Below are 25,482 nucleotides of genomic sequence, written 5' to 3'. Positions count from 1 at the left end.
ACCGTCAGTTGGTCTTCGGGTGCGGGGTCGAGCCGTAGGCCGTGAGGAAGCGGTCGCGGAACTGGTCCATCTTCCAGACCGGGGCGTCGTGGGCGGGCTTCAGGCCGTCCGTCCAGTTCCAGCCGGCCACCTTCTCCAGGACCTCGGGGTCCTTGGCGACGATCGAGATCGGTACGTCGCGGCTGGCCTTGGCGCCGCTCACCTTGGCGTTCGGCTGGTGGTCGCCGAGGAAGACGAGGACCGTGTCGTCGTCGGCGTACCGCTCCATCCACTGGGTCAGCGCGGTCACCGAGTACTGCACCGACTTGCCGTACTCCTCACGGGCCTTGGTGTCGTCGCTGTAGACGTCCGAGGACTTCTTGCCCGCCTTCTGGATCGCGTCGAAGACCGAACCGTCGCCCACGTCCTCCCAGTTGACGAGCTGCGGGATCGGCGCCCACGGCATGTGGCTGGACGTCAGGATGATCTCGGCCATCAGCGGCTTGTCCCGCTTCTTGCCGTGCTCCAGGCGCTGGTAGGACTCCAGCGCGTACTGGTCCGGCATCGTCGACCAGCTGAACTTCGGCCCCTGGTAGCCCATTTGGAAGGCGTTGTAGACCTTGTCGAGGCCGTAGTACTTCTGCTCGGGCCAGCTCTTCTGCACGCCCGGCATGATGCCGACCGTGTCCCAAGCGCCGGTCTTCTGGAACGCCTTGGTCAGGGAGAGGTGGTCGCTCGCCATCACCGTGCGGTAGCGCTGCTGGTTGTCGATCCACAGGCCCGACATGGTCGTCGAGTGCCCGAACCAGCTGCCGCCGCCGTACGTCGACGACGTCAGCCAGCCGCTCTTGGCGTGGAAGCCGATCTTCGCGAGCGCCGCCGTGTTCTCCGTGAGCATCTTGTCGACGCCCGGCGCCATGATCGGGTCCTCGATCGCGCTGCGGCCGTAGCTCTCGATGAACGTGAACAGCATGTCCTTGCCGCGCAGGTCCGGAACGAGCTGCGCCGGGGGCGTGTTGCCGAACTTGTCGCTCTTCGCGATCTTCTTGAACGCGGCCTCGTCCTTCAACGTCGCCTCGACCTGCCGCCGTTGGGAGTTCAGCCCGGCCGCCGCCCGGTACGAGGCGAACGGGATGCCCGCGACGTGCACGGTGAGGATCGTGCACGTGATCCACGCCGTTCCCACCAACAGCGTTCCCCGGGTGGCCCGTTGGACGTCCCGCGCGAGGATGTTCCCGACCCGGATCAGTGCGCCCACCATCCCCGCGAACAGCAGCACGACGAGGACGACCAGCCCGATCGCGAGCAGGTTCGCGGCGGTCTTGCCCGAGGAGTCCGCCACGTACGACTTCGCGTCGTCGAGCAACTCCCAGTCCAGCACTGGGTTGAAGCTCCGGCCGAGGTAGTCCCGGTACCCCATCTCCAGCCCGTTGACGACGGTCAGCGCGGCCAGCCCGATCCCCCCGACGACGGCGAACACGAGCCGCGCCTTGCGGGGCAGGGCGATCAACAGGGCCGCGACGACGATCGCTTCGCCGGGCAGCCGGATGAAGGTGGACCACTTGAAGGCGGCGATGGACACGGGCAGCAGGAACGAGGTGTACAGCAGCAGCACCGCGAGAACGGTCCCGGTCCACCACACGATCTTCGCGGCGAGGGGGTACCGGCTCCGCCACTCCCGGACGGCCGCGAACCGCTTGACAGGCGGTTCACCGGCCTCGGGTTCCTCGACCGTCGGCTCCACCTCGGACGGCGTAGGTTCCGGCTGTTGACGTGAGTGTGTGGAGACAGGCACCCGAAGGTCCTTCCGTACGAGGCAGTGGCCCAGCTGGGCGGCGGACCCGGTGTGGAGGTCCGGATCCGCCATCATTTCGTACGGGCTGGTCGGCGCACGTGTTCAGCCGACGGGGGCAGAAACAGGCAAACACAGAGCAAACGGCGGCCCAAAGGGCAACGGCTACGCCCCACCCACCGCCGTCAACAGGGCCAACGGCGTCGCGGCCGACCGGGATTCGCGAACGCACGCGTGGGGATAGGGCACCGGTACCCCCTGGGTATCCCTCCCGTACCCCGCGAGTACCTCCGGCAGCCGGTGCCCGGTGGCGGTGGCCGCGTCGACCAGCGCGTGGGCCACGGTCCGGGCCTCGTCGTGGAGCCCGTACCGGGCCAGCCCGAGCGTGATGAGCGCGTTGTCGTGGGGCCACACGGACCCCCGGTGGTAGGAGAGGGGGTGGTACGCGGCCTGCCCGGCGGCCAGCGTCCGCACCCCCCACCCGGAGAAGAAATCGGGTTCGAGCAGCCGCCGCCCCACGACCTCCCCGTACTCCTTGTCGAGCAGCCCGGACCAGAGCAGATGCCCGGCGTCCGAGGCGATGGCGTCGACCTGCCGCCCCTCCCCGTCGAGGGCGAGCGCGGGGAAGGACGCGTCCCGCATCCAGAAGTCCCGCTGGAACCGGTCCCGCAGATCGGCGGCGGCCTGTTCGAGGAGCGCGGCGTACGTCTCGTCCCCCCAGGCGGTACGTGATACCCAGGAGGTACGCCGAAGGGCGTCGTACGCGTACCCCTGGGCGCCGGCGGCCATCACGGTCCCCCGTACCCGGGTCCCGTCGGCGGAGCAGATCGCGCCGGGGGAGTCCTTCCAGTTCTGGTTGGACAGCCCGCCCTGGTCGGCGCGGTAGACGAGGTACCCCCGGGAGGACAGGCCCCCGTGGTCGAGCATCCAGTCGACGGCGGCCCGGGCATGGCTCTCCAGCCGCCGGGCGAGGGCGAGGTCTCCGGTCCGCTCGACGTACGCCCCGAGGAGGACGAGGAACAGGGGCGTCGCGTCGACGGACCCGTAGTACCGCCCGTACGGCACCTGCTGGAAGTGCGCCAGCTCCCCGTGCCGCACCTCGTGCACGATCTTCCCGGGCTGCGAGACGGCTCGCGGCCCGGTCTCGGTGGCCTGGCTCGCGGCGAGCGCCAGCAGCGTGGAACTCGCGAGCTGCGGCCGGTAGGGCAGGGCGAACAGGGACGTCAGCAGCGCGTCCCGCCCGAGCAGCGCGAGGAACCACGGCGCCCCGGCGGCCGGCACCCGCAGCTCCTCCCCGTCGGGCCCGACGGCGGGCACCTGGAGCGAGGCGAGGTCGGCGAGCCCGCGAGCACAGGCGGCGGCCAGCTCGGGCCACCCGGTGGGAAACGCGACCCCTTCGACGAACTCCCCTTCCACGGCGAGGAGATGCTCACTGACCGCGGCGGGCGAACGCGGCACGCGCAGCGCCCGCTTCTCGCCGTGCGGCCGGGCCATCACCCGCAGGGTGACCTCGGCGGACCCGTGCGGCTCCAGCTCCAGGGCCCACACGAGCCGTCGGGCCCCGGTCCCGGTCTCCTCGACCCCGTCGGGCGCGGGGTCGGCGGTGACCGTCGTACAGGACCGCCACTCACCGCGCTGATAGGTGAACTCGACCCCGTCGTCGAGGACTTGGCGGCGCCGCACGATGCCGGACTTGGCGTAGGTGCGGTGGTCGGAGCGGAGTTCGAACTGGTCGGTGAAGTCCGCGTCGGCGGTGACCGCGAGCCGTACGGTCGTCGGCACCGGCCGGTTGCTGACGACCCGCAGCGACTCGATGAACGAGCCGTCCCCGACGGCCTGTTCACGGAAGAGCGTGCAGGACGGCGGCTCGTTGCGCCCGCCGCGCGGAACGAGCACGCACGCGGTGGTGTCCCCGGCGGTGACCGGCGTCAGCGCCTCCGGCACGGCCCCGTCGACGGTGAGCTGCCAGCGGCTCAAGTGCCGCGCGTCGCGCACGAAGAGGCCCTCAAGGGAGGTCCCGGAGCCTACGCCGCTGATGTCCCCACGGTCGCCGACGGCGGCGAACGTACCGCCGTACACGAGCAGATGATGCAGGTCCGTCATCCCCGGTCCCCTCCCTTGGTCCCCGCGATGCCCATGTCTGAGATGTCGTCGCCTGACATGTCGTTGCCTGACATGTCGTCAAGTTCCTTGTCGTGCAGCAGATCCAGCGCGAGCGCGGCGGTCCAGCCGAAGCCGGTGGCCCCGCACGCCTCGCCGGTGTACGGGTCGACGTACTCGGCGAACCGCGAGGCGTCGGCGGCCCGCAGGAAGGCGGCGCGCAGCGCGTCGGCCCGCGCGCTCTCGCCGTGCTGGCGGAGTCCCCGCTCCAGCAGCCAGCTCGTGTTGAACCAGGCGGGCCCGCGCCAGTACCGGTGCGGGTCGAACGCCTCGCCGAGCAGGTCGTAGGAGGGGACGAGCCGCGTCGACGTCCCGAGCCCGAAGTGCCGTCCGCACAGCGTCCGTACGACCGCCCGCGCGACCTCGCGCGGCAGGCCGGGCAGCAGCAGTGGGACGAGGCCGGAGACGCCGCGCTCGCGGATCAGGCCGCCGCCGACGACGTCCCGGCAGAAGAACATCCCCTCGGCCGGGTCCCAGAGCCGGTCGAGCAGGGCGGCGGTGAGGCGCTCGGCGCGCGCGTGCCGGGCGGTGCCGGTCGCCCCCAACTCGTGGGCGATCCGGGCGAGTGCGTGCTCCGAGGCGACGAGCAGCGCGTTGAACGCGGGGTCCTCGACGGCGAACTCCCGCGCCCTGTCGGCGTATGCGCGGTCCCGGTAGTCGGCCGCGAGCCGGACGTACCGCCCGTAGTCGAGGTCGGTGGGCCGGTCCTCGGGGGCGCCGTGGTCGAGGTCCGCGCGCCGGAAGGACCGCGCGGGGGCCGGCGTGATCCGCGCCAACGGGGCGTCCCAGCAAGGGGAGTTGTCCATCCCCTGCTCCCAGGGGTGGACGACGGAGGCCAGCCCGCCGCCCCCGAGGTCGCGGCGGTGCAGCAGATAGCGGTGCCAGGCCGCGAGCCGTGGGTAGACCCGGGACAGGAAGCCGCGCGCCCGCGACAGGCCGGGGTCGGCGCAGTGCACCAGCCAGGCGGCCAGCGCGTGGACCGGTGGCTGCACGATGCCGGAGGTCTGTACCGTGCGCGGGGCGCCCGCAGCGCGCCCGGCGGCCGAGGAGCGCCAGAAGTCGGGGCTCGGGAAGTACGCGTCGAGCGGGACGGAGGGGTTGAAGACGATGTGCGGGATCCGGCCGTCGCCCCACTGGGCCGCGAGCAGCGTCTCCAGCTCGGTCTGCGCGCGCACCGGCGAGACGTGCCTCAGGCCGATCGCGATGAACGCCGAGTCCCACGACCACTGGTGCGGGTACAGGCTGCGCGAGGGGACGGTCGAGGTGCCGGTCCAGTTCTCCTGTAGTACCCGTACCGCCCTGGAGTGCGGCGATCCCGTAGTACCAGGATCGTATGCAGTGGTGGGCCCGGCTGAGCGGGCGATGAGCTGGGCGGTGCGATCCACTCGGGGCTCCCCGAAGACGACATGGCTGACCGGCCGGTTCGGTAGTGGCTACCGTAGGGTTACGTCTATTTAACACGCAAAACTCAATATGTAATGCAGGCTTGGGAAACACAAGGGGGTGCGCATGACCGGTCGGACGTCGGCACGAGGTCAGGTTCGGGGTCAGGCGAGCGCCGGAGAGCTGCTCGGGCTCGTCCGCAGCGGCAGGGCGACGACGCGTGGCGCGCTCCAGCAGATGACGGGGCTCTCCCGGGCCACCGTCGGCCAGCGGCTCGACCGGCTCTTCCGGGCGGGCTGGCTGCGCGAGGGCGCCGGGGGACCGGTCGACTCACCCCTCGGGGGCAGGCCCTCCATCACCCTGGAGTTCGACGACGCGCACGCCGTGGTCCTCACGGCGGACCTGGAGACCCGGCACGCCCGCGCGGCCGTCCTCACCCTCACGGGGGAGATCCTCGCCGAGCACTCCGGGACCCTCGTCATCGAGGCGGGACCGGACCAGGTCCTCGGTGAACTCGGCGCCTGGTTCGCGGAGTTGCTGGAGAAGGCGGGCCACCGGCCGGACGAGGTGTGCGGCATCGGCCTCGCGGTCCCCGGCCCCGTCGACATGGAGACCGGCCGCGTCGTCCAGCCGCCGATCATGCCCGGGTGGGACGGGTACGACATAAGAGGCCGCCTCGCCCGCGCCTTCACCGACCGCACGGGCGCCCCGGCCGTCCCGGTCCTCGTCGACAACGACGCCAACCTCATGGCGTACGGCGAACAGCGCGCCACCCACCCCGACTGCTCGGCGTTCGTGCTGGTCAAGGTGTCCACCGGGATCGGCGCCGGCGTCGTCGTCGGCGGCTCGATCTTCCGGGGGATCGACGGCGGCGCGGGCGACATCGGCCATATCCGGGTGGGCGCCGACGCGCTGTGCCGCTGCGGCTCGTACGGCTGCCTCGCGGCCGTCGCGAGCGGTGGCGCGGTGGCCCGCAGGCTCGCGGAGAGCGGTGTACCGGCGGCCTCGGGAGCCGACGTACGGGATCTGCTCGCCTCGGGGCATCCGGAGGCGGCGGCGCTCGCGCGGGAGGCCGGGCGGCAGGTCGGGGACGTCCTCGCGACCGTCGTCACCCTCCTCAACCCGGGTGTCCTGATGATCGCCGGGGACCTCGCGGGTACGCCGTTCCTGACCGGGGTGCGGGAGCTGCTCTACCAGCGGGCCCTGCCGCGCTCGACCGCTCATCTGGAGGTCGTGACCTCGCGGCTGGGGGAGCGGGCGGGGCTGATCGGGGCGGGCGCGCTGGTCGTGGAGCACCTCTACGCGCCGGAGCGGGTGGAGGAGCGGCTCATGGCTCTGGGGTATTAGACGGGTACGTCTCAGGAGTGATTCTCGCCACGCTTGATAGGGGTTTCGCTCACATGAGCGGATCAAGAGTGGTTGCACTTCCTCAAGGGGTGGCACTGAGTGCCACCCCTTGATCGTTCATCGATCAAAATCAGACGTGTAGAATCACGCTCATATGAGCGCTAAACTGGGGTGAGAGTGGAGGGTCGCCTTCAAGAAGTGAATGCATGGGCTGCTTTAGATCCCGTGGTGCACGGCGGGTTACAGGCATGTGACGCGTGCCTGGACCTCCCGGGAAGCCTTTGATCTGGGTATGTTCCTCGTCGTCAGGGCAGCCGTCGCGTCCTTGAGGAGTCGAGAACTGTGTCGGAGAAAAAAACCTCGCAGGCCCCGAAGTTCGTTTATGACTTCACCGAAGGAAACAAGGACCTCAAAGACCTCCTCGGTGGCAAGGGCGCCAATCTCGCCGAGATGACCAACCTGGGGCTCCCCGTACCCCCTGGGTTCACCATCACGACCGACGCGTGCAAGGTCTACCTGGAGACCGGCACCGAACCCGTGGCACTGCGTGACGAGGTCAGCGCCCACCTCGACGCCCTTGAGGCGCGGATGGGCAAGAAGCTCGGCCAGGCCGACAACCCCCTTCTGGTGTCGGTCCGTTCGGGCGCCAAGTTCTCCATGCCGGGGATGATGGACACCGTCCTGAACATCGGCCTCTCCGACAAGTCGGTGCAGGGCCTCGCCGCGCAGGCCGGCGACGACCGGTTCGCCTGGGACTCCTACCGCCGCCTCATCCAGATGTTCGGCAAGACCGTCCTCGACGTCGACGGCGACCTCTTCGAAGAGGCGCTGGAGAAGGCCAAGCACACCAAGAAGGTCACGGTGGACACCGAGCTGGAGGCCGCCGACCTCAAGAAGCTGGTCACCACCTTCAAGAAGATCGTCAAGAAGGAGACCGGCCGGGACTTCCCCCAGGACCCGCGCGAACAGATGGACCTCGCCATCAAGGCGGTCTTCGACTCCTGGAACACCGACCGCGCCAAGCTCTACCGCCGTCAGGAGCGCATCCCCGGCGACCTCGGCACCGCCGTCAACGTCTGCTCCATGGTCTTCGGCAACCTCGGCCCCGACTCGGGCACCGGCGTCGCCTTCACCCGCGACCCCGCCTCCGGGCATCAGGGGGTCTACGGGGACTACCTCCAGAACGCGCAGGGTGAGGACGTCGTCGCCGGTATCCGTAATACCGTCCCCCTCGCGGAACTGGAGACGATCGACAAGGCGTCCTACGACCGGCTGATGGCGATCATGGAGACGCTGGAGAACCACTACAAGGACCTCTGCGACATCGAGTTCACCATCGAGCGCGGCCAGTTGTGGATGCTCCAGACCCGGGTCGGCAAGCGGACGGCGGGTGCCGCGTTCCGGATCGCGACCCAGCTCGTCGACCAGGGCCTCATCGACGAGACCGAGGCCCTCCAGCGCGTCACCGGCGCGCAGTTGGCGCAGCTGATGTTCCCCCGCTTCGACGAGCACGCCAAGGCCGACCAGGTCGGCCGGGGCATCGCCGCCTCGCCGGGCGCCGCCGTCGGCAAGGCCGTCTTCGACTCGTACACGGCCGTCAAGTGGTCGCGTTCCGGCGAGAAGGTCATTCTGGTGCGGCGCGAGACCAACCCCGACGACCTCGACGGCATGATCGCCGCCGAGGGCATCCTGACCAGCCGGGGCGGCAAGACCTCCCACGCGGCCGTCGTCGCGCGCGGCATGGGCAAGACCTGTGTCTGCGGTGCCGAGGAGCTGGAGGTCGACACCAAGCGGCGCCGGATGACCGTACCGGGCGGGCACGTTGTGGAGGAGGGCGACATCGTCTCCATCGACGGGTCCACCGGCAAGGTCTACCTCGGGGAGGTGCCCGTCGTACCGTCGCCGGTCGTCGAGTACTTCGAGGGGCGCATGCACGCGGGCGCCGACGACGCCGACGAACTCGTCGAGGCCGTCCACCGCATCATGGCGTTCGCCGACCGCAAGCGCCGGCTGCGGGTGCGCGCCAACGCCGACAACGCCGAAGACGCGCTGCGCGCACGGCGGTTCGGCGCCCAGGGCATCGGCCTGTGCCGCACCGAGCACATGTTCCTCGGCGACCGGCGGGAGTTGGTCGAGCGGCTCATCCTCGCCGACACCGACACGGAGCGCGAGGAGTCCCTCAAGGAGCTGCTCCCGCTCCAGAAGCAGGACTTCGTCGAGCTGTTCGAGGCGATGGACGGACTCCCCGTCACCGTCCGCCTGTTGGACCCGCCGCTGCACGAATTCCTGCCCGACATCACCGAGTTGTCGGTCCGCGTCGCGCTCGCCGAGTCCCGCAAGGACCCGCACGAGAACGAACTGCGCCTCCTCCAGGCCGTCCACCGCCTGCACGAGCAGAACCCGATGCTCGGCCTGCGCGGCGTACGCCTCGGCCTGGTCATCCCCGGCCTGTTCACCATGCAGGTCCGCGCGATCGCCGAGGCCGCAGCCGCCCGCAAGGCCGCCAAGGGCGACCCGCGCGCCGAGATCATGATCCCGCTCGTCGGCACGGTCCAGGAGCTGGAGATCGTCCGCGAGGAGGCCGACCAGGTCATCGCCGAGGTCGAGGCCGCCACCGGCACCGAGCTCAAGCTGTCCATCGGCACGATGATCGAACTGCCCCGCGCCGCCCTGACGGCCGATCAGATCGCCGAGGCCGCCGAGTTCTTCAGCTTCGGCACCAACGATCTCACCCAGACCGTCTGGGGGTTCAGCCGCGACGACGTCGAAGCCTCCTTCTTCACCGCCTACTTGGAGAAGGGCATCTTCGGGGTCTCCCCCTTCGAGACCATCGACCGCGACGGCGTCGGCTCCCTGGTGAAGGCCGCCGCCGAAGCGGGCCGCCGTACCCGGCCCGACCTCAAGCTCGGCGTCTGCGGCGAGCACGGCGGCGACCCCGAGTCCGTCCACTTCTTCCACGAGGTCGGCCTCGACTACGTCTCCTGCTCCCCGTTCCGCATCCCCGTCGCGCGCCTCGAAGCCGGCCGCGCCGCGACCCAGTCGGAGGGCAGCGACCACCGCTGACCGGCTCCAGGCCCCGGAACCGCCGACGGTCCCCGACCCTCACCGATCGGCGGCGGTTCCGGTACACAGGAGAGGGCGGCGCCCTGTGCGGGGGCGCCGCCCTCCGTGCCGTCCACCGTGTAGTCCTTGTGCAACTTTCCGTACGCGGTTTCACCTTGTCCGTGCTGCGTACATACGCCGCCCCGACAGTGTCCCTCCTAGGGTGGATAGATCACCACTTGAGGAGGGAGCGGCGGGCCATGGGCGGCTGGAGCACGGGGGAGATGCCGGATCAGGAGGGCCGCGTGGCGGTGGTCACCGGGGCCAACAGCGGCCTCGGGTACGTCACCGCGCGGGAGCTGGCGCGCAAGGGGGCGTACGTCGTCCTGGCGTGCCGGAGCGAGACGCGCGGGAAAGCGGCTGCCGACCGGCTGCGGGGCGAGGTGCCCGGCGCGGAGGCCGAGGTCCGCCTCCTCGACCTCGGCGACCTGCGCTCCGTACACCGCTTCGCGGACCGCTTCCCGTACGACCAGCTCGACCTGCTCGTCAACAACGCGGGCGTGATGGCCGTGCCGTACAGCACCACCGTGGACGGCTTCGAGACGCAGTTCGGCGTCAACCACCTCGGGCACTTCGCGCTCACCGGACTGCTGCTGCCCCGGCTCCTGCAAGCCGGTCCCGGCGCCCGCGTCGTCACCGTCTCCAGCATGATGCACGCCATGTCCAACGTGGACCTCCGCGACCCCAACGGCCTGCGCAGCTACCACCGTTGGACCGCGTACGCCCGCTCCAAGACCGCCAACCTCCTCTTCACCCACGCCCTCGCGCGCCGCCTCGCCGACGCAGGGTCCTACGTCGTGGCCGCCGCCGCGCACCCCGGGTACGCCGCGACCGGGCTCGCGTCCGGGGTCGGCGGGCGCGGCAGCCGGCTCCTGATGGAACTCGGTGACCGTGCGATGGCCCAGCCCGCCGAGACCGGCGCCCTGCCCATCCTCTACGCGGCCACCGCCGACGCCGTCCGGCCCGACTCCTTCACCGGGCCGTCCTTCGCGATGTGGAGAGGGGCACCGGCACCGTCCTGGAGAGCGCCGCGCACCCGGGACGACCGGCTGGCGGAGTGGCTGTGGGAGGTGTCGGAGCGGATGACGGGGGTGGGGTACGAGGGGTTGGGGGAGGGGTGAGGGGGTGAGGTGAGCGGCGGGGTGGGTCACCGGTGGGCGTAATACCCGTACGACTCGTACGACTCCTGGGGTGACCCGTAGTACCCGTAGTCCTCGGGTACGGGCGTCGTGTCGAGGTAGAACCACTCCGCCGTGGCGGAAGGGACGGGCGACGGTGTTTCTGCAACCGTTTGCTCCGGTGTTTCCCTGATCTCCTCGTTCTCGCGCCTCTCGTTCGGCATCAGCAGTTCCACCCGCAGCCCCTTCCCCCGCTGCTGCGCCACGAACTCCTCCACCTGGCTGCGGCACGCGTGGTCGAGGTGCGTCACCCCCGTCAGGTCGAGCCGGATGCGCGGCTTGCCCGCCTCCGCCGCGCCCTCCAGCGCCTCGATCACCTCGGGCAGCCGCAGGAACGTCGCGTTGCCGGCCATGACGACCTTCGCGGTGTCCTCCTCCTCGTGCCGCCGGATCACGGTCCGCGACATCCGCACGGCGAGCAGGACGATCCCGGCGGCGAGCCCGATCAGCACCCCTTCCAGCAGGGCGGTCGCGACGATGACCAGCGTGGTGATCGTCATGACCGCGAACTCGCCCCGGTCCTGCCGCCACATCTTCGGGAACTCCTCCGGCGCGAACAGCTTCCACCCGCTGTGCACGAGGACACCCGCGAGGACGGAGACCGGGATCAGCGCGAGCACCTGCGGCAGCAGCAGCGCGAACGCCAGCAGCCAGACGCCGTGCAGGGTCCGCGACAGCCGCGTCTTCGCACCGGCCTGCACGTTCGCCGAACTCCGGGCCACGACAGCGGTGATGGGCAGCGCGCCCAGCAGTCCGGCGACCGTGTTACCGGCACCCTGCGCGATCAACTCCGGGTTGTAGCGCGTGCGTTCACCGTCGTGCATGCGGTCCACGGCGGCGGCCGTGAACAGCGACTCGGCGGACGCGATGACGGTGAACGTCAGGATCGCCGTGATGATCCCCGCGTCCGCGAGCCCCGCGAACTCCTCGGGCCCCGGCACGCTGACCGAGGCCAGCAGGTTGCCGACCTGGAGCGTCTTCACCTCCACCCCGGGCAGCGCCGCGACCCCGATCCCGATCCCCACGGCGACCAGCGCCGCCGGCACCTTCTTCACCGGCCCCGGCACCTTCTTCCACAGGAAGCTCAAGGCGACGGTGACGACGCCGAGCCCGGCCGCGATCAGCGCCTGCGGGTTCGCGAACGTGTCCGCGAGGAGCCCGGGGACGCCCGCCATGTTCTCGATCGGCGTGCCCGGCGCCTTCGCGTCCATCATCGGGTACGCCTGGCTGAACATCAGCGGCAGCCCGATCCCGGCGAGCATCCCCTGCACGACGGCCAGCGAGATCGCCTGGAAGAACCGGCCCAACCGGACCAATCCCAGGACGATCTGGAGCAGCCCGGAGAACAGGACGATGACGCCGAGCATGGCGACTCCGTACTCCAGCACGGTCTCCGCCACCAGCGCCGCCAACCCGGCGGCGGGGCCGCTGACTTGGAGCGTCGAGCCCCGGGCGGCGCCGACGACCAGACCGCCGATGACACCGGAGATGATCCCCAGCTCGGCCGGTACGCCCGAGGCGACGGCCACGCCGATGCACAGGGGGAGGGCGACGAGGAACACGACGAGGGAGGCGGTGATCTCGGTGCCGAGGTCGCCCCTGGGCGCCTTCGGTTTCCGGCCGGCCGGGGAAGAGGCTGGGGGAGCGCCGTAGGGAGTGCCCGAGGGGGAGGCCGGGGGAGCGCCGTAGGGAGTGTCCGAGTATGCCGCTCCAACTCCCCGGCCCTGCCGCCGACTTCGCCCCCGGCCGACCTTCGCCGCATGCGTGCCGCTCATGCCGCGTGCACCCGGAACGACCCGTCCGTGTCCAGCTCGTGCACCTGGCCCGTGTGGACCTCGTAGTACCACCCGTGCAGCCGCAGCCTCCCGTCCTCGACCCGCCGCCGGGCCGCCGGGTAACTCCCCAGCTCCGCAAGCTGGTTGACGACGTTCAGCTGAGTGACGTCCGGCAGCGACGGCTCCTGCGGCACGGCCTCCAGCGCGGGCGCGAGACCCGGCCGGGCGAGGCTCAGCCAGGCCGCGACGCCGGGCAGCGTCGACAGGTCGTCCCCTGAGGTGATCGCGCCCATCGCCCCGCAGTGCGAGTGACCGCACACGACGACGTCCTGAACGCCGAGCACCTCCAGCGCGTACTCGATGGTGGCGGCCTCGCCGGAGGGGCCCCGACCGTCGTGCGGCGGAACGATATTCCCCGCATTGCGCAGCTCGAATATCTCGCCGGGCCGCGCGCCGGTGATGAGCGCCGGTATCACCCGCGAGTCCGAGCAGGTGATGAACAAGACCTCCGGACTTTGCCCTTCGGCCAGTTTCCGGTATTCGCCGCTTTCGAAGTCGACCCACCGCTTGAACGAGCGCGCACGGTCCAGCAAAGCCTGCACGATTCCTCCCGATGAACACGCCCTGCGAAGAAGATCCGCAGGTCAGAGGTGTGTGTTCCAGAACGTTAGGGGAGCGTCGGCCAGCGGAAGGTTAGCGGAAAACTAAATCGCCGACAGTGGCCGGATATTTCTTGGCGCACCGCCGCGGGCCGCTGAGTCGCTGCTCACAATTTCAAGGAACCGGGCGACGGCTTTCCGCGCCTCTTGTACCGTGTCGAATCCATCGAATGGAAGAGACGGAAACGCATGGGTGGCGTACGAGTCCTGCTCATCGAGGACGATCACACGATCGCCGAACCGCTCGTCGAGGGTCTCGGCCACTTCGGACTGACGGTGCAGCACGTCGGCACCGGCGCCGAGGGACTGCGGGGCCCGTACGGCGACGTCGTCCTGCTCGACCTGGGGCTGCCGGACATCGACGGCATCGACGTCTGCCGGGGCATCCGGGGCGTCTCCGAGGTCCCGATCATCATCCTCAGCGCGCGCGGCGAAGAGGCCGACCGGGTCCTGGGTCTTGAGCTGGGCGCGGACGACTACCTCGCGAAGCCGTTCAGCGTGCGGGAGTTGGTCGCGCGGATCAGGGCGGTGACACGGCGGTCCCAACGGGTCAGCGGGGGAGGGGAGTTCGTGCCCCAGGAGACGTACGCGGCGGCGCCGACGGCTCAGACCTACGGCGCGTCCTCGTCGTACGGGGCGTCCTCCTCGTACGACGCGCCCCAGGCGTACCCGGTGTCCCCGGCCCCCGCGCACCCCGTCGAGCCCCCTCAACACCCGGTAGCCACCGGCCCGTTGGTCGTCGACCGGCGTACCCGGCAGGTCTGGGTCGGTGACGAGCCCGTCGTCCTCACCCCCAAGGAGTTCGACCTCCTCGCCCTGCTCACCGAGGACCCCGGCGCGGTCTACTCCCGCCAGCAGATCCTGGACCGCGTCTGGGACCCCCACTACCAGGGCCCGACCAAGACCCTGGACGTCCATGTCGCCACCCTGCGGCGGAAGTTGGGGAACCCGGCGTGGATCCGGACGCTGCGCGGGGTCGGCTTCCGGCTGGCCGTGCAGACCCAGCCGCAACCCCAGGCGCACCCCCAGCCGTACCCCCCGGCCCAGGCCCCCACGCCCGCCTACGACTGGACGGCGGCCCGGTGACCCGCCGCCTGCTGCTCAGCTACCTGACGCTCGCCGCGCTGGTCCTGCTCTGCCTCGAAATCCCCCTGGGATACGTGTACTCGGGCGCGGAGCGCGAGCGGGTCGTCAACCTGGCCAAGGACGAGGCCGAGTCGGTCTCCGCGTACGCCTCGCTGTCCATCCTGACCGGGAACGCGGCCCAGGACCTCCCCGCCCGCGCGGCGCACTGCGCGCAACGGATCGGCGGCAAGGTACTGATCGTCGACGCCCAGGGGGCCCTGCTGGCCTCCTCGCATCCGCTCACCGGCACGGAGGAGGGCAACCTCGCCGCCTGGCCGGGCATCGCCGCCGCCCTCCAGGGCGCGGCCACGGCCGACGTCCGGACCTCGACCATCGGCGGCGTCCAGTACCTCGCCGCCTCCGCGCCGGTCCGGCACGGCGCCCAGCCGCAGGGCGCCGTACGGATCACGGTCCCGACCGGGATGGTGCACGAACGCGTGCACCACGTATGGCTGCTGCTCCTCGCGGGCGGTATCGCGGTGCTCGCGGCCGTGGCCGTCGTCGGGTTCGCCATCGCGAGCTGGACGGGCCGGCCCATCCGTGAACTGGAGCGCGCGACCCGGGAGTTGGCGACCGGCGGCACCACCACGCCGGTCGCGATCGACGACGGCCCGCCCGAAGTCCGCAGCCTGGCCGCCACGTTCAACCACACGGCCGCCCGGCTCGAACACCTCGTGTCCTCCCAGCGCGCCTTCGCGGGCGAGGCGTCCCACCAGCTGAAGACGCCACTGGCCGCGCTGCGCCTGCGACTTGAGAACCTGGAGAACCACATCGCGCTCCAGGCGCGCGGCAGCCTCGGCGCGGCGATGACCGAGACGGACCGGCTCGCGCGGATGGTCGAGGGCCTGCTCGCGATGGCCCGCCTCGACGAGAAGGCCGCCGAACGCGAACGCGTCGACCTCGACGCCGTACGCGCCGAACGGCACCACGCCTGGCGGCCGTTGTACGAGCGGCACGGGGTCCGGCTCGCGCTCGCGGGCGAGGCGGCCGGGGAGGTGACCGCCGTGCCGGGCGCGGTCGAGCAGATCCTGGACAACTTCCTCTCCAACGCGCTGCGCGTCTCGCCCGCCGGCACCACCGTCTTCATCGACGTCCGCCGCACCGCGCAGCACGAACGCCGGTTCACCGCACGGCAGTTCGCCCAGCCGTCGGTGGAGGTGCACGTCATGGACGAGGGGCCCGGCATGACCGAGGAGCAGCGCCGCCGCGCCTTCGACCGGTTCTGGCGGGCCCCCGACGCCCCCAAGGGCGGCACCGGCCTCGGCCTCGCCCTCGTCCAGCGCCTGGCCCACGCGAGCGGCGGCGAGGCGCTGCTGCGTACGGCTCCGCTGGGGGGCCTGGACGCCTTCGTGCGGCTGCCCGCTGCCTCAACTGCCAAGCACCGCCCGGCGTGTGAGCTCCAGGCGGTGCGTGGACAGGGGTAGATCCTCCTGGCCGATCAGAAGGCCTCAGCCGAGCCGGATCTCGTACGTCGCGACGCGCACGTCACCGTCGTCCAGGCACTCCCCGGTCGCCAGGTCGAAGCGCTGCTTCAGCAGGGGCGAGGCGACGAACGGCCGGCCCTGGTGGGTGCCGGTGAGGCCGCGGGAGAGAACTCCCGCCCCGCTGAAGGGGTCCCGGTTGTCGATGGCGTACAACTCGCCGTTCCTGTCCTGGAACACGGCCACCTGGCGGCCGTCCGGCAGCAGGGCGGCGACGCCCCGGCCCGGCAGCAGCGCGGAGAGGTCACACACCGTCAGCCAGGCGTCGTCCAGGCCGACTTGGACCTTCAGATCGGTCGTCTCGGGCGCCAGGGTCATCGCTGGGCACTTCCTTCCATGGGACGCATGCCGATCGACAGCAGGGGCAGGTCGGGCTTGATCTGTTCGCGCTCCGGGACGAACCCGACGACCGGGTCGGGGGTGTCGGGCGCGTTCACGAAGGACACGAACCGGGCCAGTTTCTCCGGGTTGTTGATGGTCTCCGCCCACTCGTCGCGGTAGTTCGCGACGTGCGCGGCCATCAGCGACTCCAGCTCCTCGCAGATGCCGAGGGAGTCCTCCACCACCACGTCCCGGACGTGGTCGAGTCCGCCGGGGATGCGCTCCAGCCAGGTCGAGGTGCGCTCCAGGCGGTCGGCGGTGCGGATGTAGAACATCAGGAACCGGTCGATGAGCCTGATGAGCCCGGCGTCGTCGAGGTCCTGCGCGAGGAGGTCCGCGTGGCGCGGGGTGGCGCCGCCGTTGCCGCCGACGTACAGGTTCCAGCCGTTCGACGTCGCGATGATCCCGAAGTCCTTCGACTGGGCCTCCGCGCACTCGCGGGCGCAGCCCGACACCGCCGACTTGAGCTTGTGCGGCGACCTGAGGCCCCGGTAGCGCAGCTCCAGGTCGATCGCCATCCGCACCGAGTCCTGGACGCCGTAGCGGCACCAGGTCTGCCCCACACAGGACTTCACCGTCCGCAGCGCCTTGCCGTACGCGTGCCCCGACTCGAAACCGGCGTCCACCAACCGGGCCCAGATCAGCGGGAGTTGTTCGACTCGGGCACCGAAGAGGTCGATGCGCTGGCCGCCGGTGATCTTCGTGTAGAGGCCGAAGTCGCGGGCCACCTCGCCGATGACGATGAGCTTCTCCGGGGTGATCTCGCCGCCGGGGACGCGCGGCACGATCGAATAGGAGCCGTTCTTCTGGATGTTGGCGAGGAAGTGGTCGTTGGAGTCCTGGAGGGACGCCTGTTCGCCGTCGAGGATGTACACGCTCGCGCCGATCACCGGGGCCAGGGACGCGATGATCGAGCCGACGGCCGGCTTGCAGACCTCGCAGCCGTCACCGCCCTTGGCGCCGTCGCGGCCGTAGCGGTCCAGGAGTTCGCGGTAGGTGTTGATGCGCAGCGCGAGGACGATCTCGTACAGCTCCTCGCGGGTCTGCCCGAAGCAGCCGCACAGGCCCTTGTCGACCTCGACGCCGCTCGCCTCCAGCTCGGCGGTGACGAGCTGGCCCAGCACCTTTACGCAACTGCCGCAGCTGGTACCGGCCTTGGTGCACTTCTTGACCTCGGGGACCGTCGTGCACGCGTGCTCGGTGACCGCGCCGCGGATCGCGCCCTTGGTGACGTTGTTGCAGGAGCAGATGACCGCCTCGTCCGGCAGCGCGGACGGACCGAGCTGCGCGCCGCCGCTCGAACCGGCGGGCAGGACAAGGGACTCGGGGGCGACCGGCGGCACCGAACCGGTGAACGCGCGCAGCGTGCCGTACGCCTCCGCGTCGCCGACCAGGATGCCGCCGAGCAGCGTGCCGTCCCGGGCGATCACGAGCTTCTTGTAGAGGCCGGAGCGGGCGTCGGAGTAGACGACCTCCAGGCAGTCCTCGGCCGCGCCGTGCGCGTCCCCGAAGGAGGCGACGTCCACGCCGAGCAGCTTCAGCTTCGTCGACAAGTCCGCGCCCAGGAAGGCGGATTCGTCCTCGGCGATGGTCGCGGCGACCGTCTCCGCCTGCTCGTAGCCCGGCGCGACCAGACCGTACACGCGGCCGTCCGCCGCGAGCGCGCACTCACCGATCGCGAACACCGCCGGGTCGGTGACCGTACGGCACTGCTCGTCGACCGTGATGCCGCCGCGCTCGCCCACCGACAGGCCGCAGTCGCGGGCGAGTTGGTCGCGCGGGCGGACCCCGGCGCTGAACACCACCAGATCGGTGGCGACTTCGGACCCGTCGGACAGCTTCATGCCGGTGACGGCGCCGTCCGCGTCGACCACGATCTCCTGCGTACCCGTCCCGGTGTGGACGGACAGGCCCATGTCCTCGATGGTCCGCAGCAGCGCCGCGCCACCGCCCTCGTCGACCTGCACCGGCATCAGCCGGGGCGCGAACTCCACGATGTGCGTGGTGAGTCCGAGCCCCTGGAGCGCGCCCGCCGCCTCCAGGCCGAGCAGCCCGCCGCCGACGACCGCGCCGACCGTCGCCCGCGCCTTCGCGTACTCCTCGATGGCGAGCAGGTCCTCGATCGTCCGGTACACGAAGCAGCCGGCCGCGTCCTTGCCGGGCACGGGCGGTACGAACGGGTAGGAGCCCGTGGCGAGCACGAGGATGTCGTAGTCGACCCGCAGACCATTGCGGGAGGTCACGGTCCGCGTCTCGCGGTCGACCGTCTCCGCCGGGTCCCCGACGTGCAGCTCGATCTTGTGCTCGGCGATGAACTCCATGTCCGTCATCGATAGCTCCTCGGGGGTAGTACCCGAGAAGTACGAGGTGAGCTGGACGCGGTCGTACGCCGGACGCGGCTCCTCGCACAGCACGACCACGCGGTGCGTGGCGGTCAGGCCGCGCGCGGCGAGCGCTTCGAGGAAGCGCTGGCCGACCATGCCATGGCCGACAAGCACGATCGTGGGGGTGTTGTCCGTGGGCATCAGCAGCCTCCGTCATTCGAGGTCATGCCGATGAGACTGCGGCGCGGACGTTACCCGACCGCATCACGCCTGTTTCCCACGAGGAACGCTGCCCTCAGCAAGGGTCCGTACGGGGTGTGAGGTCGTGGGGCGGAGCGCCGCGGCAACGGGGGTGAAACCGATTGCTGCGGCGTTTCCACAGCTCAGACCGGTGCCGGTGACAGCGCCCGGGACACCGCCGCCGTGTGCGCGTACGCCCGCTCGGCCGCCTGGACCACCCGCTCCCGCTCCTCGGGCCCCGGCAGCGCCTCGTCCAGCCGGGCCGCGACCGCCCGCCAGCGCGCCCGGTCGCCGCTGCCGTAGTACGCGACCCCGTCGCCGCCGGTCAGCCCGTACGCCGCCGACACCGGACCCCGCAGGAACAGCGCCCCCATCGTGGACCCCTCCAGCACATAGAGGAACCCGAGCAACTCCTCCGGCGCCGTGCGCGCCGTCGCGCGGACGTCCCCGGTGAACGCGCGCACCTCCGCCGCCACCAGGCCCGGCCGGGGCAGGACGCCGGACGCCGCGAAGTGCCCGAGGTCGCGGTCGATGAACGGCACCTTCGCCAGCTCCGCCGACCACACCCGCCGTACGGCGGGGTGGGACGAGCGCGCCAGTTCGTCCTCCAGCGCCGCCAACACCGGGCGGTAGGCGGCGAGTTGGCCGACGTACAGCTCTACGGGCAGGCTCCCCGCGAGCAGCGCGGCGGCGAACCCGGTGCGCTCCAGGGCGTCGTGCCGGCTCCGGGTGCGGGTCCGCAGTTCCTGGACGGCCGAGGTGTTCACGCGCCGCTCCGTTCGGTGAGGGTGCGGTGGAGGCGGTCGATGAGGTGGCCCTTGCGGTCGATGGTCAGGTCGAAGTAGGCGGCGCTGAGGTCCGACCGGCAGACCGAGTGGACGGCCTCCTTCGCCGAGCGCTTCAACTCGACGGCTTCGGCGGACAGTTGGAGGAGCGTCTGGTCCAGCTTCGGGTGGCCGAGCACGTACGTCCTCAAGTCGGCGCCGGCGGGCGGCGGTTGGGTGCCGAGCAGCTCCAGGAAGACCCGGTTGCCCAGGCCGGCGAAGTCCTCGTGCGTGTTGGCGCCGCCGAACTCCGGTACGACGTCGGTGAGATCGTTGAAGAGCTGGCTGGCGAGGCCGAGGCGGCGCATCGCGTCGTCCAGCGTGTCCCGGTCGTCCTCCTGGACGCCGAGTGCCGCGAGGGCGGCTTCCAGGGGCATCCGGAACAGGGTGCCGGTCTTGAGCGCGGCCACGGACTCCCAGAAGCGGACGCGGTCGGGGTGGGGTGCGGTCAGGAGGGACGCGCGCGTGGCGTCCGTACGGGACGCGAGGTCGGCCGCCTGACCGGTGAAGCCCCGGCTCACGCTCGCCAACAGGGCCTGCGTGGCGGCTGGTTGGCCGACATGCCGGAGCGCGGACGTGATCAGCCAGGCGCCGGTGTTGAGGGCGACCGGCACGCCGTGCGTGACGTGCAGGGCGGGTTCGCCGTACCGGATCGCGCTGTCGTCCTGGATGTCGTCGAGGGCGACGGCCGCCTTCATCAGGACGCGGACGGCCACCGCCGTGCGCCGGATCGCGGCGAAGTCGGGTGCGAACTCGCCTGAGAAACCACGGTAGTTGCGGTAGGCCCAGTACACCATCGAGGGTCTCAGCGGCGCCGTGCCGCCGGGGGCGTCCGGTCTCGGGGGCAGCGCCTGCTGGCCGGCCTTCGAGCCGAGGGCGTCCGCCGCCGGTTCGTGCAGGGTGCCGCGCAGGGCGTGGGCGTACACGTCGGCGCTCTCACCGCCGTCCGTGAGCGCGTCGAGGAACGCGCCGAGGTCCTCCTCCAGGAGGGCCGCGTCCTGGCGGACGATCTCCTCCACCTTCTCCACATGCGTAGTAACCGGTTCCACATATGCAGCATCGGGCCCGTGGTCGGTCCGGTCCAGATGCCTTCCGGCCATCGGAGGCGAACCTCAGGAGCCCCTCATATCGATGGACTCTGCACCTACCCCGTACATAGGCTCCCGATCATGCCCGACATACCCCTGACCACCCTGTCTCTGCTCTGCCTGGCCGCGCTCGCGGCGGGCTGGATCGACGCGGTGGTGGGCGGCGGCGGCCTTCTCCTGCTCCCCGCGCTCCTCCTCGGCCTCCCCGCGGGCACCCCGGCCGCCCACGCGCTCGGCACGAACAAGGCGATCGCGATCGTCGGCACGTCCGGCGCGGCGGTCACCTACGTCCGGAAGACCAAGGTGGACGTCGGGCTCGCCGTCCGTATCGGCGTCGCGGCCCTGCTCGGCTCCTCCGGGGGCGCCCTCCTCGCGGCGGGCATGAGCACGGCGGTCCTCAAGCCGGTGATCATGGTCGTCCTGCTCACGGTCGCGGCCTTCGTCATCGCCCGCCCGGCGTTCGGTACGGCGCCGGCGACCGGCCCGGCGGGCCCGCGCCGGGTCCTCGCGGCGATCGGGCTGGCCGGGGTGGGGATCGGGTTCTACGACGGGCTCGTCGGCCCCGGCACCGGTACGTTCCTGGTCCTCGCCCTCACCGCGATCCTCCACCTGGACCTGGTCACCGCCTCCGCGACCGCGAAGATCGTCAACTGCTGCACGAACTTCGGCGCGCTGGTCACGTTCGCCTGGCAGGGCGCGGTGATCTGGCAACTCGCCGTGCTGCTGGCGGTGTTCAACCTGGTCGGGGGGACGGTGGGGGCGCACACCGCGCTGAAGAAGGGGAGCGGGTTCGTGCGGGTGGTGCTGCTGACGGTGGTGTTCGCGCTGGTGGCGAACATGGCGTACGAGCAGTGGGTGGCGTGAGGGACGGGGTGGCTCTGAGGTATGACGAGGTCTACGGGTATCACCTCGTCCCCGTGAGGTGCGCGAACACCACCACGTTGCCCTGATATCCCGTAGCCCTTGAGTAGGGGCCGCCGCAGGTGATCACCCGGAGTTCGGGGCGGTCGGCCGCGCCGTACACCTTCTCGTCGGGGAAGGCGTCCGCCTGGTAGACCTCGACGGCGTCCACGGCGAAGAGGGCCACGGAGCCGTCTCGCCGCTGTACCTCGATGGTTGCCCCCTTGCGGATGGCTCCCAGGGAGTAGAAGACCGCGGGGCCGTCGGCGTTGTCGACGTGGCCCGCCACCACGGCGGTACCGGTCTCGCCGGGGGTGGTGCCGGCCTCGTACCAGCCCGCGAGGTTCTTCTTCGCGGCCGGCGGGACGTCGAGGCTGCCGTGGGGGGTGAGGCCGAGGCCCATCAGGGGCGCGTCCACCCGGATCGACGGGATGCGGATGCGGTCCGGGGGAGAGGGCGGGAGCGCGGGGGCCGAGCGGGGGTCGACCGCGGCGGTGCGGGCCTGCGCGGCGGACGGCTGGGGCGGTGCGTGCTCCTCGGTGCCGTTGTGCAGCAGCCAGGCGCCCGAGCAGAGAGCGGTCACGGTGACGGCCGCTATCGCGGTGTTGCCGACCTTGCGCATCGGGACGTACCCCTCTCGTCGTACGGGTACCCCGTACCCCCCTCCGGGCCGCGAGGGGCGTCGGACCCGGAGGGGGAGGGGTATGCGGTACCGGCGGACGGACAGCGGAGGGTGTCCGTCAGATCCCGTCGCCTCTCGCCCGGCGATGCAGGAGCCAGGTACCGCCCGCGGCTGCGACGGCGAGCGCCGCCACACCGGCCGCGGTCTGCACGGGGTCGGGGCCCAGCGCGCCCCCGACCCCCGTCTTCACACTCCCCCTCGGATGCGCCGGCTGTCGAGCGCCGGCCAGCATCACCACGAGATCTCCGGTGACCTTCCGCCCGCCCTCCGCGCACGCGGCGACGATCTCGTACGTCCCCGGCTGCGCGCTCGGCGGTACCCCGAACTGGCCGATGGCGTCGCCCTCGTGGGTGGACGGCGCGAGCGTGAACCGGCCGGCGCCGACCGCGCTCGCGTCCCCGGCGGCGGTCCCGCCGTCCCCGCACGCGTCGGTGTTGACGGTGACCTGCCCGCCCGGGATCACCGTCGAGGGGTACACCTCCAGGCTGCCGCCGTCCTCGCCGTACGCGGGTGCCGCGGCTCCGCTCGCGGCGGCCACGGCGAACGCGGTGGCGGCCAGCAGCCGGACGGTACGTCGCATCGGTGCTCCTCCGAGCCTCGGTCGTGCCTGTGCCCTTCGTGTCTGTGCCCTTCCGAGGTAAGAGGCAGCGGGGCGGGCGCGCTTCCTGAGGGGGCGTCAGGAATGGGATGAACGGGTGGCGGGGAGGAGGGGGTGCCGCTGGCGTTTGGGCAGGTCAGTGAGGGTGTGAGGAGGGGGCGGGGAAATCCTTGCCGGGGAGGGGTGAACGGGTGACCGACGCGCCGTCAGGTCGGTGCCGGGTGAGCCAGTCACCGGTCCCGATGAGGGTGCCGGTGGCGCGGAGGCGGGTGGAGATACGAGGGCCGGCGACGTACACCCAGGCGCGTACGACTTCGGAGCTACGGGCTCGTACCACGTCCCGGGTAACTCTCAGGTAGGGGCTGTCCGGGTCGTCCGCCCGGTATTCCTCCAGGGCGTCCAGCTCGCGGAGGGTACCCGGGTAGTACTCGGGGGTGACGGTGACGAGGTCGCCGTGTATCGGTCCGCCGGGTGCCTCCACGGCGTACGGGTACCCCGGGCCGTCGTACAGCACCGCGCCGGTCAGACGCGCGGGCTCCTCGGTGAGGGTGCGGCCGGACAGGAACAGGGCGTGGTTGGTCTCGCCGGGGCGCAGGGTGCCGTAGACGAAGAAGGGGAGGGGCGCGGGGGTCACGGAGGGATTGTCTCCCGGCCGTCGCTGTGAGCGCGCTATGGACATGACAAGTTGCGGCGCCTATAAATCGCAGTCGACGTCAGCGCCATCCCCGCTACGCGCCCCCGAGGAGACCGATGAGCCCCTTACGGCAGCACGTCCGAGGTTCCCGTCTCGCCGCGGCCGGCATAGCCGCCACCACGGCGACCCTGATGGCCGCGGTGCTCAGCCCCGTGGCCGACGCCGCCGACAGACCCACCCGCGCCCAGGCGATCGACAACGCGGCGAGCGCTGTCGCCGACCGGGCCGCGAGTCTCGGCATCAACTCCGCGCAGGGCACGAGCGTGCGGGACGTGGTCGTCGACAAGGACGGTACGCAGCACGTCCGTTACGACCGGACGTACCGGCAACTTCCGGTGCTGGGCGGCGACTTCGTGGTCCACCTCGCGCCCGACGGCGCCTACCGCGCCGCCGACCGCGCGACCCGGAGCACCATCGCGCTGGCCACCATCACCCCGGCCGTGCCCGCGCCCGAGGCCGCCGACAAGGCGGTGAACGCGCTGCGCGCCGCGCACCTCGGCGCCGGGGTCCGGCAGGCCAAGGCCAAGCCGCAGCTCGTCGTCGACGCCCTGCACGGGGCGCCGAAGCTCGCCTGGAAGACCGACGCGGTGGGGCTGGACCGGCAGGGCAACCCGGTCGCCCGCACCGTCGTCACCGACGCGCGCACCGGGGCCCAGATCGACGCCTGGGACCTGATCGAGACCGTCAGCGGTGACGGGCAGTCCCTCTACGGGGGTACGGTCCCGCTGGAGACGACCCTCTCCGGTACGGCATACCAGCTCAAGGACCCGACCCGGGGCAACACGTACACCGGCGACGCCGAGAACAAGACCGACCTCTGCATCTTCGGCATCTGCATCGTCCGCGCGCCCGCGACCCTCTTCACCGACGCCGACAACCACTGGGGTACGGGTACTACGGCGTCCCGCGCGACCGCCGCCGTCGACGCCCAGTACGGCACCGACGTCACCTGGGACTACTACAAGAACGTCCACGGCCGCAACGGCATCGGCAACGACGGCAAGGGCTCCTACAACCGCGTCCACTACGGCAACGGCTACAACAACGCCTTCTGGGACGACAGCTGCTTCTGCATGACCTACGGCGACGGCGACGGCACGCAACTCGGCCCCCTCGTCTCCCTCGACGTCGCGGGCCACGAGATGTCCCACGGCGTGACCTCCAAGACCGCGAACCTCACATACTCCGGCGAGTCCGGCGGCCTCAACGAGGCGACGTCCGACATCTTCGGCACCCTCGTCGAATTCCACGCCGCCAACTCCTCCGACGCCGGCGACTACTTGATCGGCGAGAAGATCGTCCGCTCCGGCTTCGGCCGCGACGCCCTGCGCTACATGGACCGGCCCAGCCGTGACGCCAACTCCGCCGACTACTGGAGCAGTTCGGTCGGCAACCTCGACGTCCACTACTCCTCCGGCGTCGCGAACCACTTCGCGTACCTCCTCGCGGAGGGCAGCGGCACGAAGACCATCAACGGGGTCACCTACAACTCGCCCACGTACAACAACTCCACCCTCACCGGCATCGGCCGCGCCAAGCTGGGCGCGATCTGGTACCGGGCACTCACGGTCTACATGACGTCGTCCACGAACTACGCGGGCGCGCGGACGGCGACGTTGAACGCCGCGCGCGACCTGTACGGCACCGGCAGCGCCGAGTACAACGCGGTGGCGGCGGCCTGGAGCGCGGTGAACGTCAACTAGGGGGAGCTGGCGGTCGGTTGTCGGAGGTCTCGTCCGGTGGGGTACCAAAGCGGCATGGACGCCGAAC

The 25,482-nt window shown here is 71.1% G+C and carries 19 protein-coding genes; 7 read left to right on the top strand and 12 right to left on the bottom strand.

Features of this window, described 5'->3' with window-relative positions; all coding sequences use genetic code 11:
• Positions 1 to 4 precede the first annotated feature (4 nt).
• The 3 genes from PV682_RS21980 to PV682_RS21970 all read right to left on the bottom strand — a co-directional run bounded on the left by PV682_RS21980 (position 5) and on the right by PV682_RS21970 (position 5,316).
• Positions 5 to 1,774 (bottom strand): CDP-alcohol phosphatidyltransferase, encoded by a 1,770-nt coding sequence (locus tag PV682_RS21980; protein WP_407705716.1) that lies wholly within the window; start codon positions 1,772 to 1,774, stop codon positions 5 to 7.
• 162 nt (positions 1,775 to 1,936) lie between these two features.
• Positions 1,937 to 3,874, bottom strand: coding sequence for an amylo-alpha-1,6-glucosidase (locus tag PV682_RS21975; protein ID WP_319732379.1), 1,938 nt, complete (start codon positions 3,872 to 3,874; stop codon positions 1,937 to 1,939).
• Positions 3,871 to 5,316, bottom strand: a complete 1,446-nt coding sequence (locus PV682_RS21970) for an MGH1-like glycoside hydrolase domain-containing protein (RefSeq protein ID WP_319732378.1) — start codon at positions 5,314 to 5,316, stop codon at positions 3,871 to 3,873. Before PV682_RS21970 ends, PV682_RS21975 begins: the two co-directional genes overlap by 4 nt.
• A 124-nt stretch (positions 5,317 to 5,440) precedes the next feature.
• On the opposite strand from PV682_RS21970, the gene PV682_RS21965 reads away from it, so the two are divergent.
• From PV682_RS21965 to PV682_RS21955, 3 genes are all read left to right on the top strand, one after another.
• Positions 5,441 to 6,661 carry an ROK family protein gene (locus PV682_RS21965; protein ID WP_319732376.1) on the top strand — a complete coding sequence of 407 codons (1,221 nt, stop codon included), beginning with the start codon at positions 5,441 to 5,443 and terminating at the stop codon, positions 6,659 to 6,661.
• Between the two features lie 342 nt (positions 6,662 to 7,003).
• Complete coding sequence (ppdK, locus tag PV682_RS21960; protein WP_319732374.1) at positions 7,004 to 9,724, top strand: pyruvate, phosphate dikinase; 2,721 nt, start codon at positions 7,004 to 7,006, stop codon at positions 9,722 to 9,724.
• A gap of 239 nt (positions 9,725 to 9,963) precedes the next feature.
• The gene (locus tag PV682_RS21955; RefSeq protein WP_109363900.1) at positions 9,964 to 10,884 is read left to right on the top strand and encodes an oxidoreductase; all 921 of its coding nucleotides are present in this window, start codon (positions 9,964 to 9,966) and stop codon (positions 10,882 to 10,884) included.
• 26 nt (positions 10,885 to 10,910) lie between these two features.
• Here PV682_RS21955 and PV682_RS21950 read toward each other — a convergent pair whose 3' ends face one another.
• Both PV682_RS21950 and PV682_RS21945 read right to left on the bottom strand, forming a co-directional pair.
• The gene (locus PV682_RS21950) at positions 10,911 to 12,716 is read right to left on the bottom strand and encodes a SulP family inorganic anion transporter (RefSeq protein WP_319732371.1); all 1,806 of its coding nucleotides are present in this window, start codon (positions 12,714 to 12,716) and stop codon (positions 10,911 to 10,913) included.
• Positions 12,713 to 13,318, bottom strand: coding sequence for a carbonic anhydrase (locus tag PV682_RS21945; protein ID WP_055718709.1), 606 nt, complete (start codon positions 13,316 to 13,318; stop codon positions 12,713 to 12,715). Before PV682_RS21945 ends, PV682_RS21950 begins: the two co-directional genes overlap by 4 nt.
• Positions 13,319 to 13,564: 246 nt before the next feature.
• On the opposite strand from PV682_RS21945, the gene PV682_RS21940 reads away from it, so the two are divergent.
• Both PV682_RS21940 and PV682_RS21935 read left to right on the top strand, forming a co-directional pair.
• Complete coding sequence (locus tag PV682_RS21940) at positions 13,565 to 14,461, top strand: response regulator transcription factor (protein ID WP_319732368.1); 897 nt, start codon at positions 13,565 to 13,567, stop codon at positions 14,459 to 14,461.
• Positions 14,458 to 15,924, top strand: coding sequence for a sensor histidine kinase (locus tag PV682_RS21935; protein ID WP_319732366.1), 1,467 nt, complete (start codon positions 14,458 to 14,460; stop codon positions 15,922 to 15,924). The genes PV682_RS21940 and PV682_RS21935 overlap by 4 nt, the downstream gene beginning before the upstream one ends.
• 24 nt (positions 15,925 to 15,948) lie before the next feature.
• Here the strand turns inward: PV682_RS21935 and nirD are convergent, their stop codons facing one another.
• From nirD to PV682_RS21915, 4 genes are all read right to left on the bottom strand, one after another.
• Entirely contained in the window at positions 15,949 to 16,299 is a 351-nt protein-coding gene (gene nirD / locus PV682_RS21930) for a nitrite reductase small subunit NirD (RefSeq protein ID WP_319732364.1), read from the bottom strand.
• Positions 16,296 to 18,887 carry a nitrite reductase large subunit NirB gene (gene nirB, locus PV682_RS21925; RefSeq protein ID WP_319732362.1) on the bottom strand — a complete coding sequence of 864 codons (2,592 nt, stop codon included), beginning with the start codon at positions 18,885 to 18,887 and terminating at the stop codon, positions 16,296 to 16,298. Before nirB ends, nirD begins: the two co-directional genes overlap by 4 nt.
• Before the next feature lie 182 nt (positions 18,888 to 19,069).
• Positions 19,070 to 19,693, bottom strand: coding sequence for a biliverdin-producing heme oxygenase (locus PV682_RS21920; protein ID WP_319732360.1), 624 nt, complete (start codon positions 19,691 to 19,693; stop codon positions 19,070 to 19,072).
• Entirely contained in the window at positions 19,690 to 20,850 is a 1,161-nt protein-coding gene (locus PV682_RS21915; protein WP_319732358.1) for a polyprenyl synthetase family protein, read from the bottom strand. The genes PV682_RS21920 and PV682_RS21915 overlap by 4 nt, the downstream gene beginning before the upstream one ends.
• Before the next feature lie 69 nt (positions 20,851 to 20,919).
• On the opposite strand from PV682_RS21915, the gene PV682_RS21910 reads away from it, so the two are divergent.
• Entirely contained in the window at positions 20,920 to 21,702 is a 783-nt protein-coding gene (locus PV682_RS21910) for a sulfite exporter TauE/SafE family protein (RefSeq protein ID WP_319732356.1), read from the top strand.
• Positions 21,703 to 21,742: 40 nt separating this feature from the next.
• Here the strand turns inward: PV682_RS21910 and PV682_RS21905 are convergent, their stop codons facing one another.
• The 3 genes from PV682_RS21905 to PV682_RS21895 form a co-directional block, all read right to left on the bottom strand.
• Positions 21,743 to 22,360 carry a class F sortase gene (locus tag PV682_RS21905; RefSeq protein WP_319732354.1) on the bottom strand — a complete coding sequence of 206 codons (618 nt, stop codon included), beginning with the start codon at positions 22,358 to 22,360 and terminating at the stop codon, positions 21,743 to 21,745.
• A 118-nt stretch (positions 22,361 to 22,478) separates the two neighbouring features.
• Positions 22,479 to 23,000, bottom strand: a complete 522-nt coding sequence (locus tag PV682_RS21900; RefSeq protein WP_109363909.1) for a hypothetical protein — start codon at positions 22,998 to 23,000, stop codon at positions 22,479 to 22,481.
• 154 nt (positions 23,001 to 23,154) lie between these two features.
• On the bottom strand, positions 23,155 to 23,697 hold the full coding sequence (locus PV682_RS21895) for a gamma-glutamylcyclotransferase family protein (protein ID WP_319732352.1): 543 nt from the start codon (positions 23,695 to 23,697) through the stop codon (positions 23,155 to 23,157).
• Between the two features lie 71 nt (positions 23,698 to 23,768).
• Here PV682_RS21895 and PV682_RS21890 point away from each other — a divergent pair, with 71 nt between their 5' ends.
• A complete protein-coding gene (locus PV682_RS21890) occupies positions 23,769 to 25,415 on the top strand; it encodes a M4 family metallopeptidase (protein ID WP_319732350.1) in 1,647 nt (548 codons plus the stop codon).
• The last annotated feature ends 67 nt before the right edge of the window (positions 25,416 to 25,482 follow it).

This window comes from Streptomyces niveiscabiei, from assembly GCF_033794345.1.
Classification (GTDB): domain Bacteria; phylum Actinomycetota; class Actinomycetes; order Streptomycetales; family Streptomycetaceae; genus Streptomyces; species Streptomyces niveiscabiei.
The sequence above is the reverse complement of the archived record's forward strand: the minus strand, read 5'-3'. Positions and strand labels throughout refer to the sequence as shown.

Bases quoted from the DNA above. Each gene is read 5' to 3' on its own strand.
- PV682_RS21975 (WP_319732379.1), bottom strand. From the start codon at position 3,874: ATGACGGACCTGCATCATCTGCTCGTGTACGGCGGTACGTTCGCCGCC.
- PV682_RS21965 (WP_319732376.1), top strand. From the start codon at position 5,441: ATGACCGGTCGGACGTCGGCACGAGGTCAGGTTCGGGGTCAGGCGAGC.
- PV682_RS21955 (WP_109363900.1), top strand. From the start codon at position 9,964: ATGGGCGGCTGGAGCACGGGGGAGATGCCGGATCAGGAGGGCCGCGTG.
- PV682_RS21950 (WP_319732371.1), bottom strand. From the start codon at position 12,716: ATGAGCGGCACGCATGCGGCGAAGGTCGGCCGGGGGCGAAGTCGGCGG.
- PV682_RS21940 (WP_319732368.1), top strand. From the start codon at position 13,565: ATGGGTGGCGTACGAGTCCTGCTCATCGAGGACGATCACACGATCGCC.
- nirD (WP_319732364.1), bottom strand. From the start codon at position 16,299: ATGACCCTGGCGCCCGAGACGACCGATCTGAAGGTCCAAGTCGGCCTG.
- nirB (WP_319732362.1), bottom strand. From the start codon at position 18,887: ATGCCCACGGACAACACCCCCACGATCGTGCTTGTCGGCCATGGCATG.
- PV682_RS21915 (WP_319732358.1), bottom strand. From the start codon at position 20,850: ATGGCCGGAAGGCATCTGGACCGGACCGACCACGGGCCCGATGCTGCA.
- PV682_RS21910 (WP_319732356.1), top strand. From the start codon at position 20,920: ATGCCCGACATACCCCTGACCACCCTGTCTCTGCTCTGCCTGGCCGCG.
- PV682_RS21905 (WP_319732354.1), bottom strand. From the start codon at position 22,360: ATGCGCAAGGTCGGCAACACCGCGATAGCGGCCGTCACCGTGACCGCT.
- PV682_RS21900 (WP_109363909.1), bottom strand. From the start codon at position 23,000: ATGCGACGTACCGTCCGGCTGCTGGCCGCCACCGCGTTCGCCGTGGCC.
- PV682_RS21895 (WP_319732352.1), bottom strand. From the start codon at position 23,697: ATGTCCATAGCGCGCTCACAGCGACGGCCGGGAGACAATCCCTCCGTG.
- PV682_RS21890 (WP_319732350.1), top strand. From the start codon at position 23,769: ATGAGCCCCTTACGGCAGCACGTCCGAGGTTCCCGTCTCGCCGCGGCC.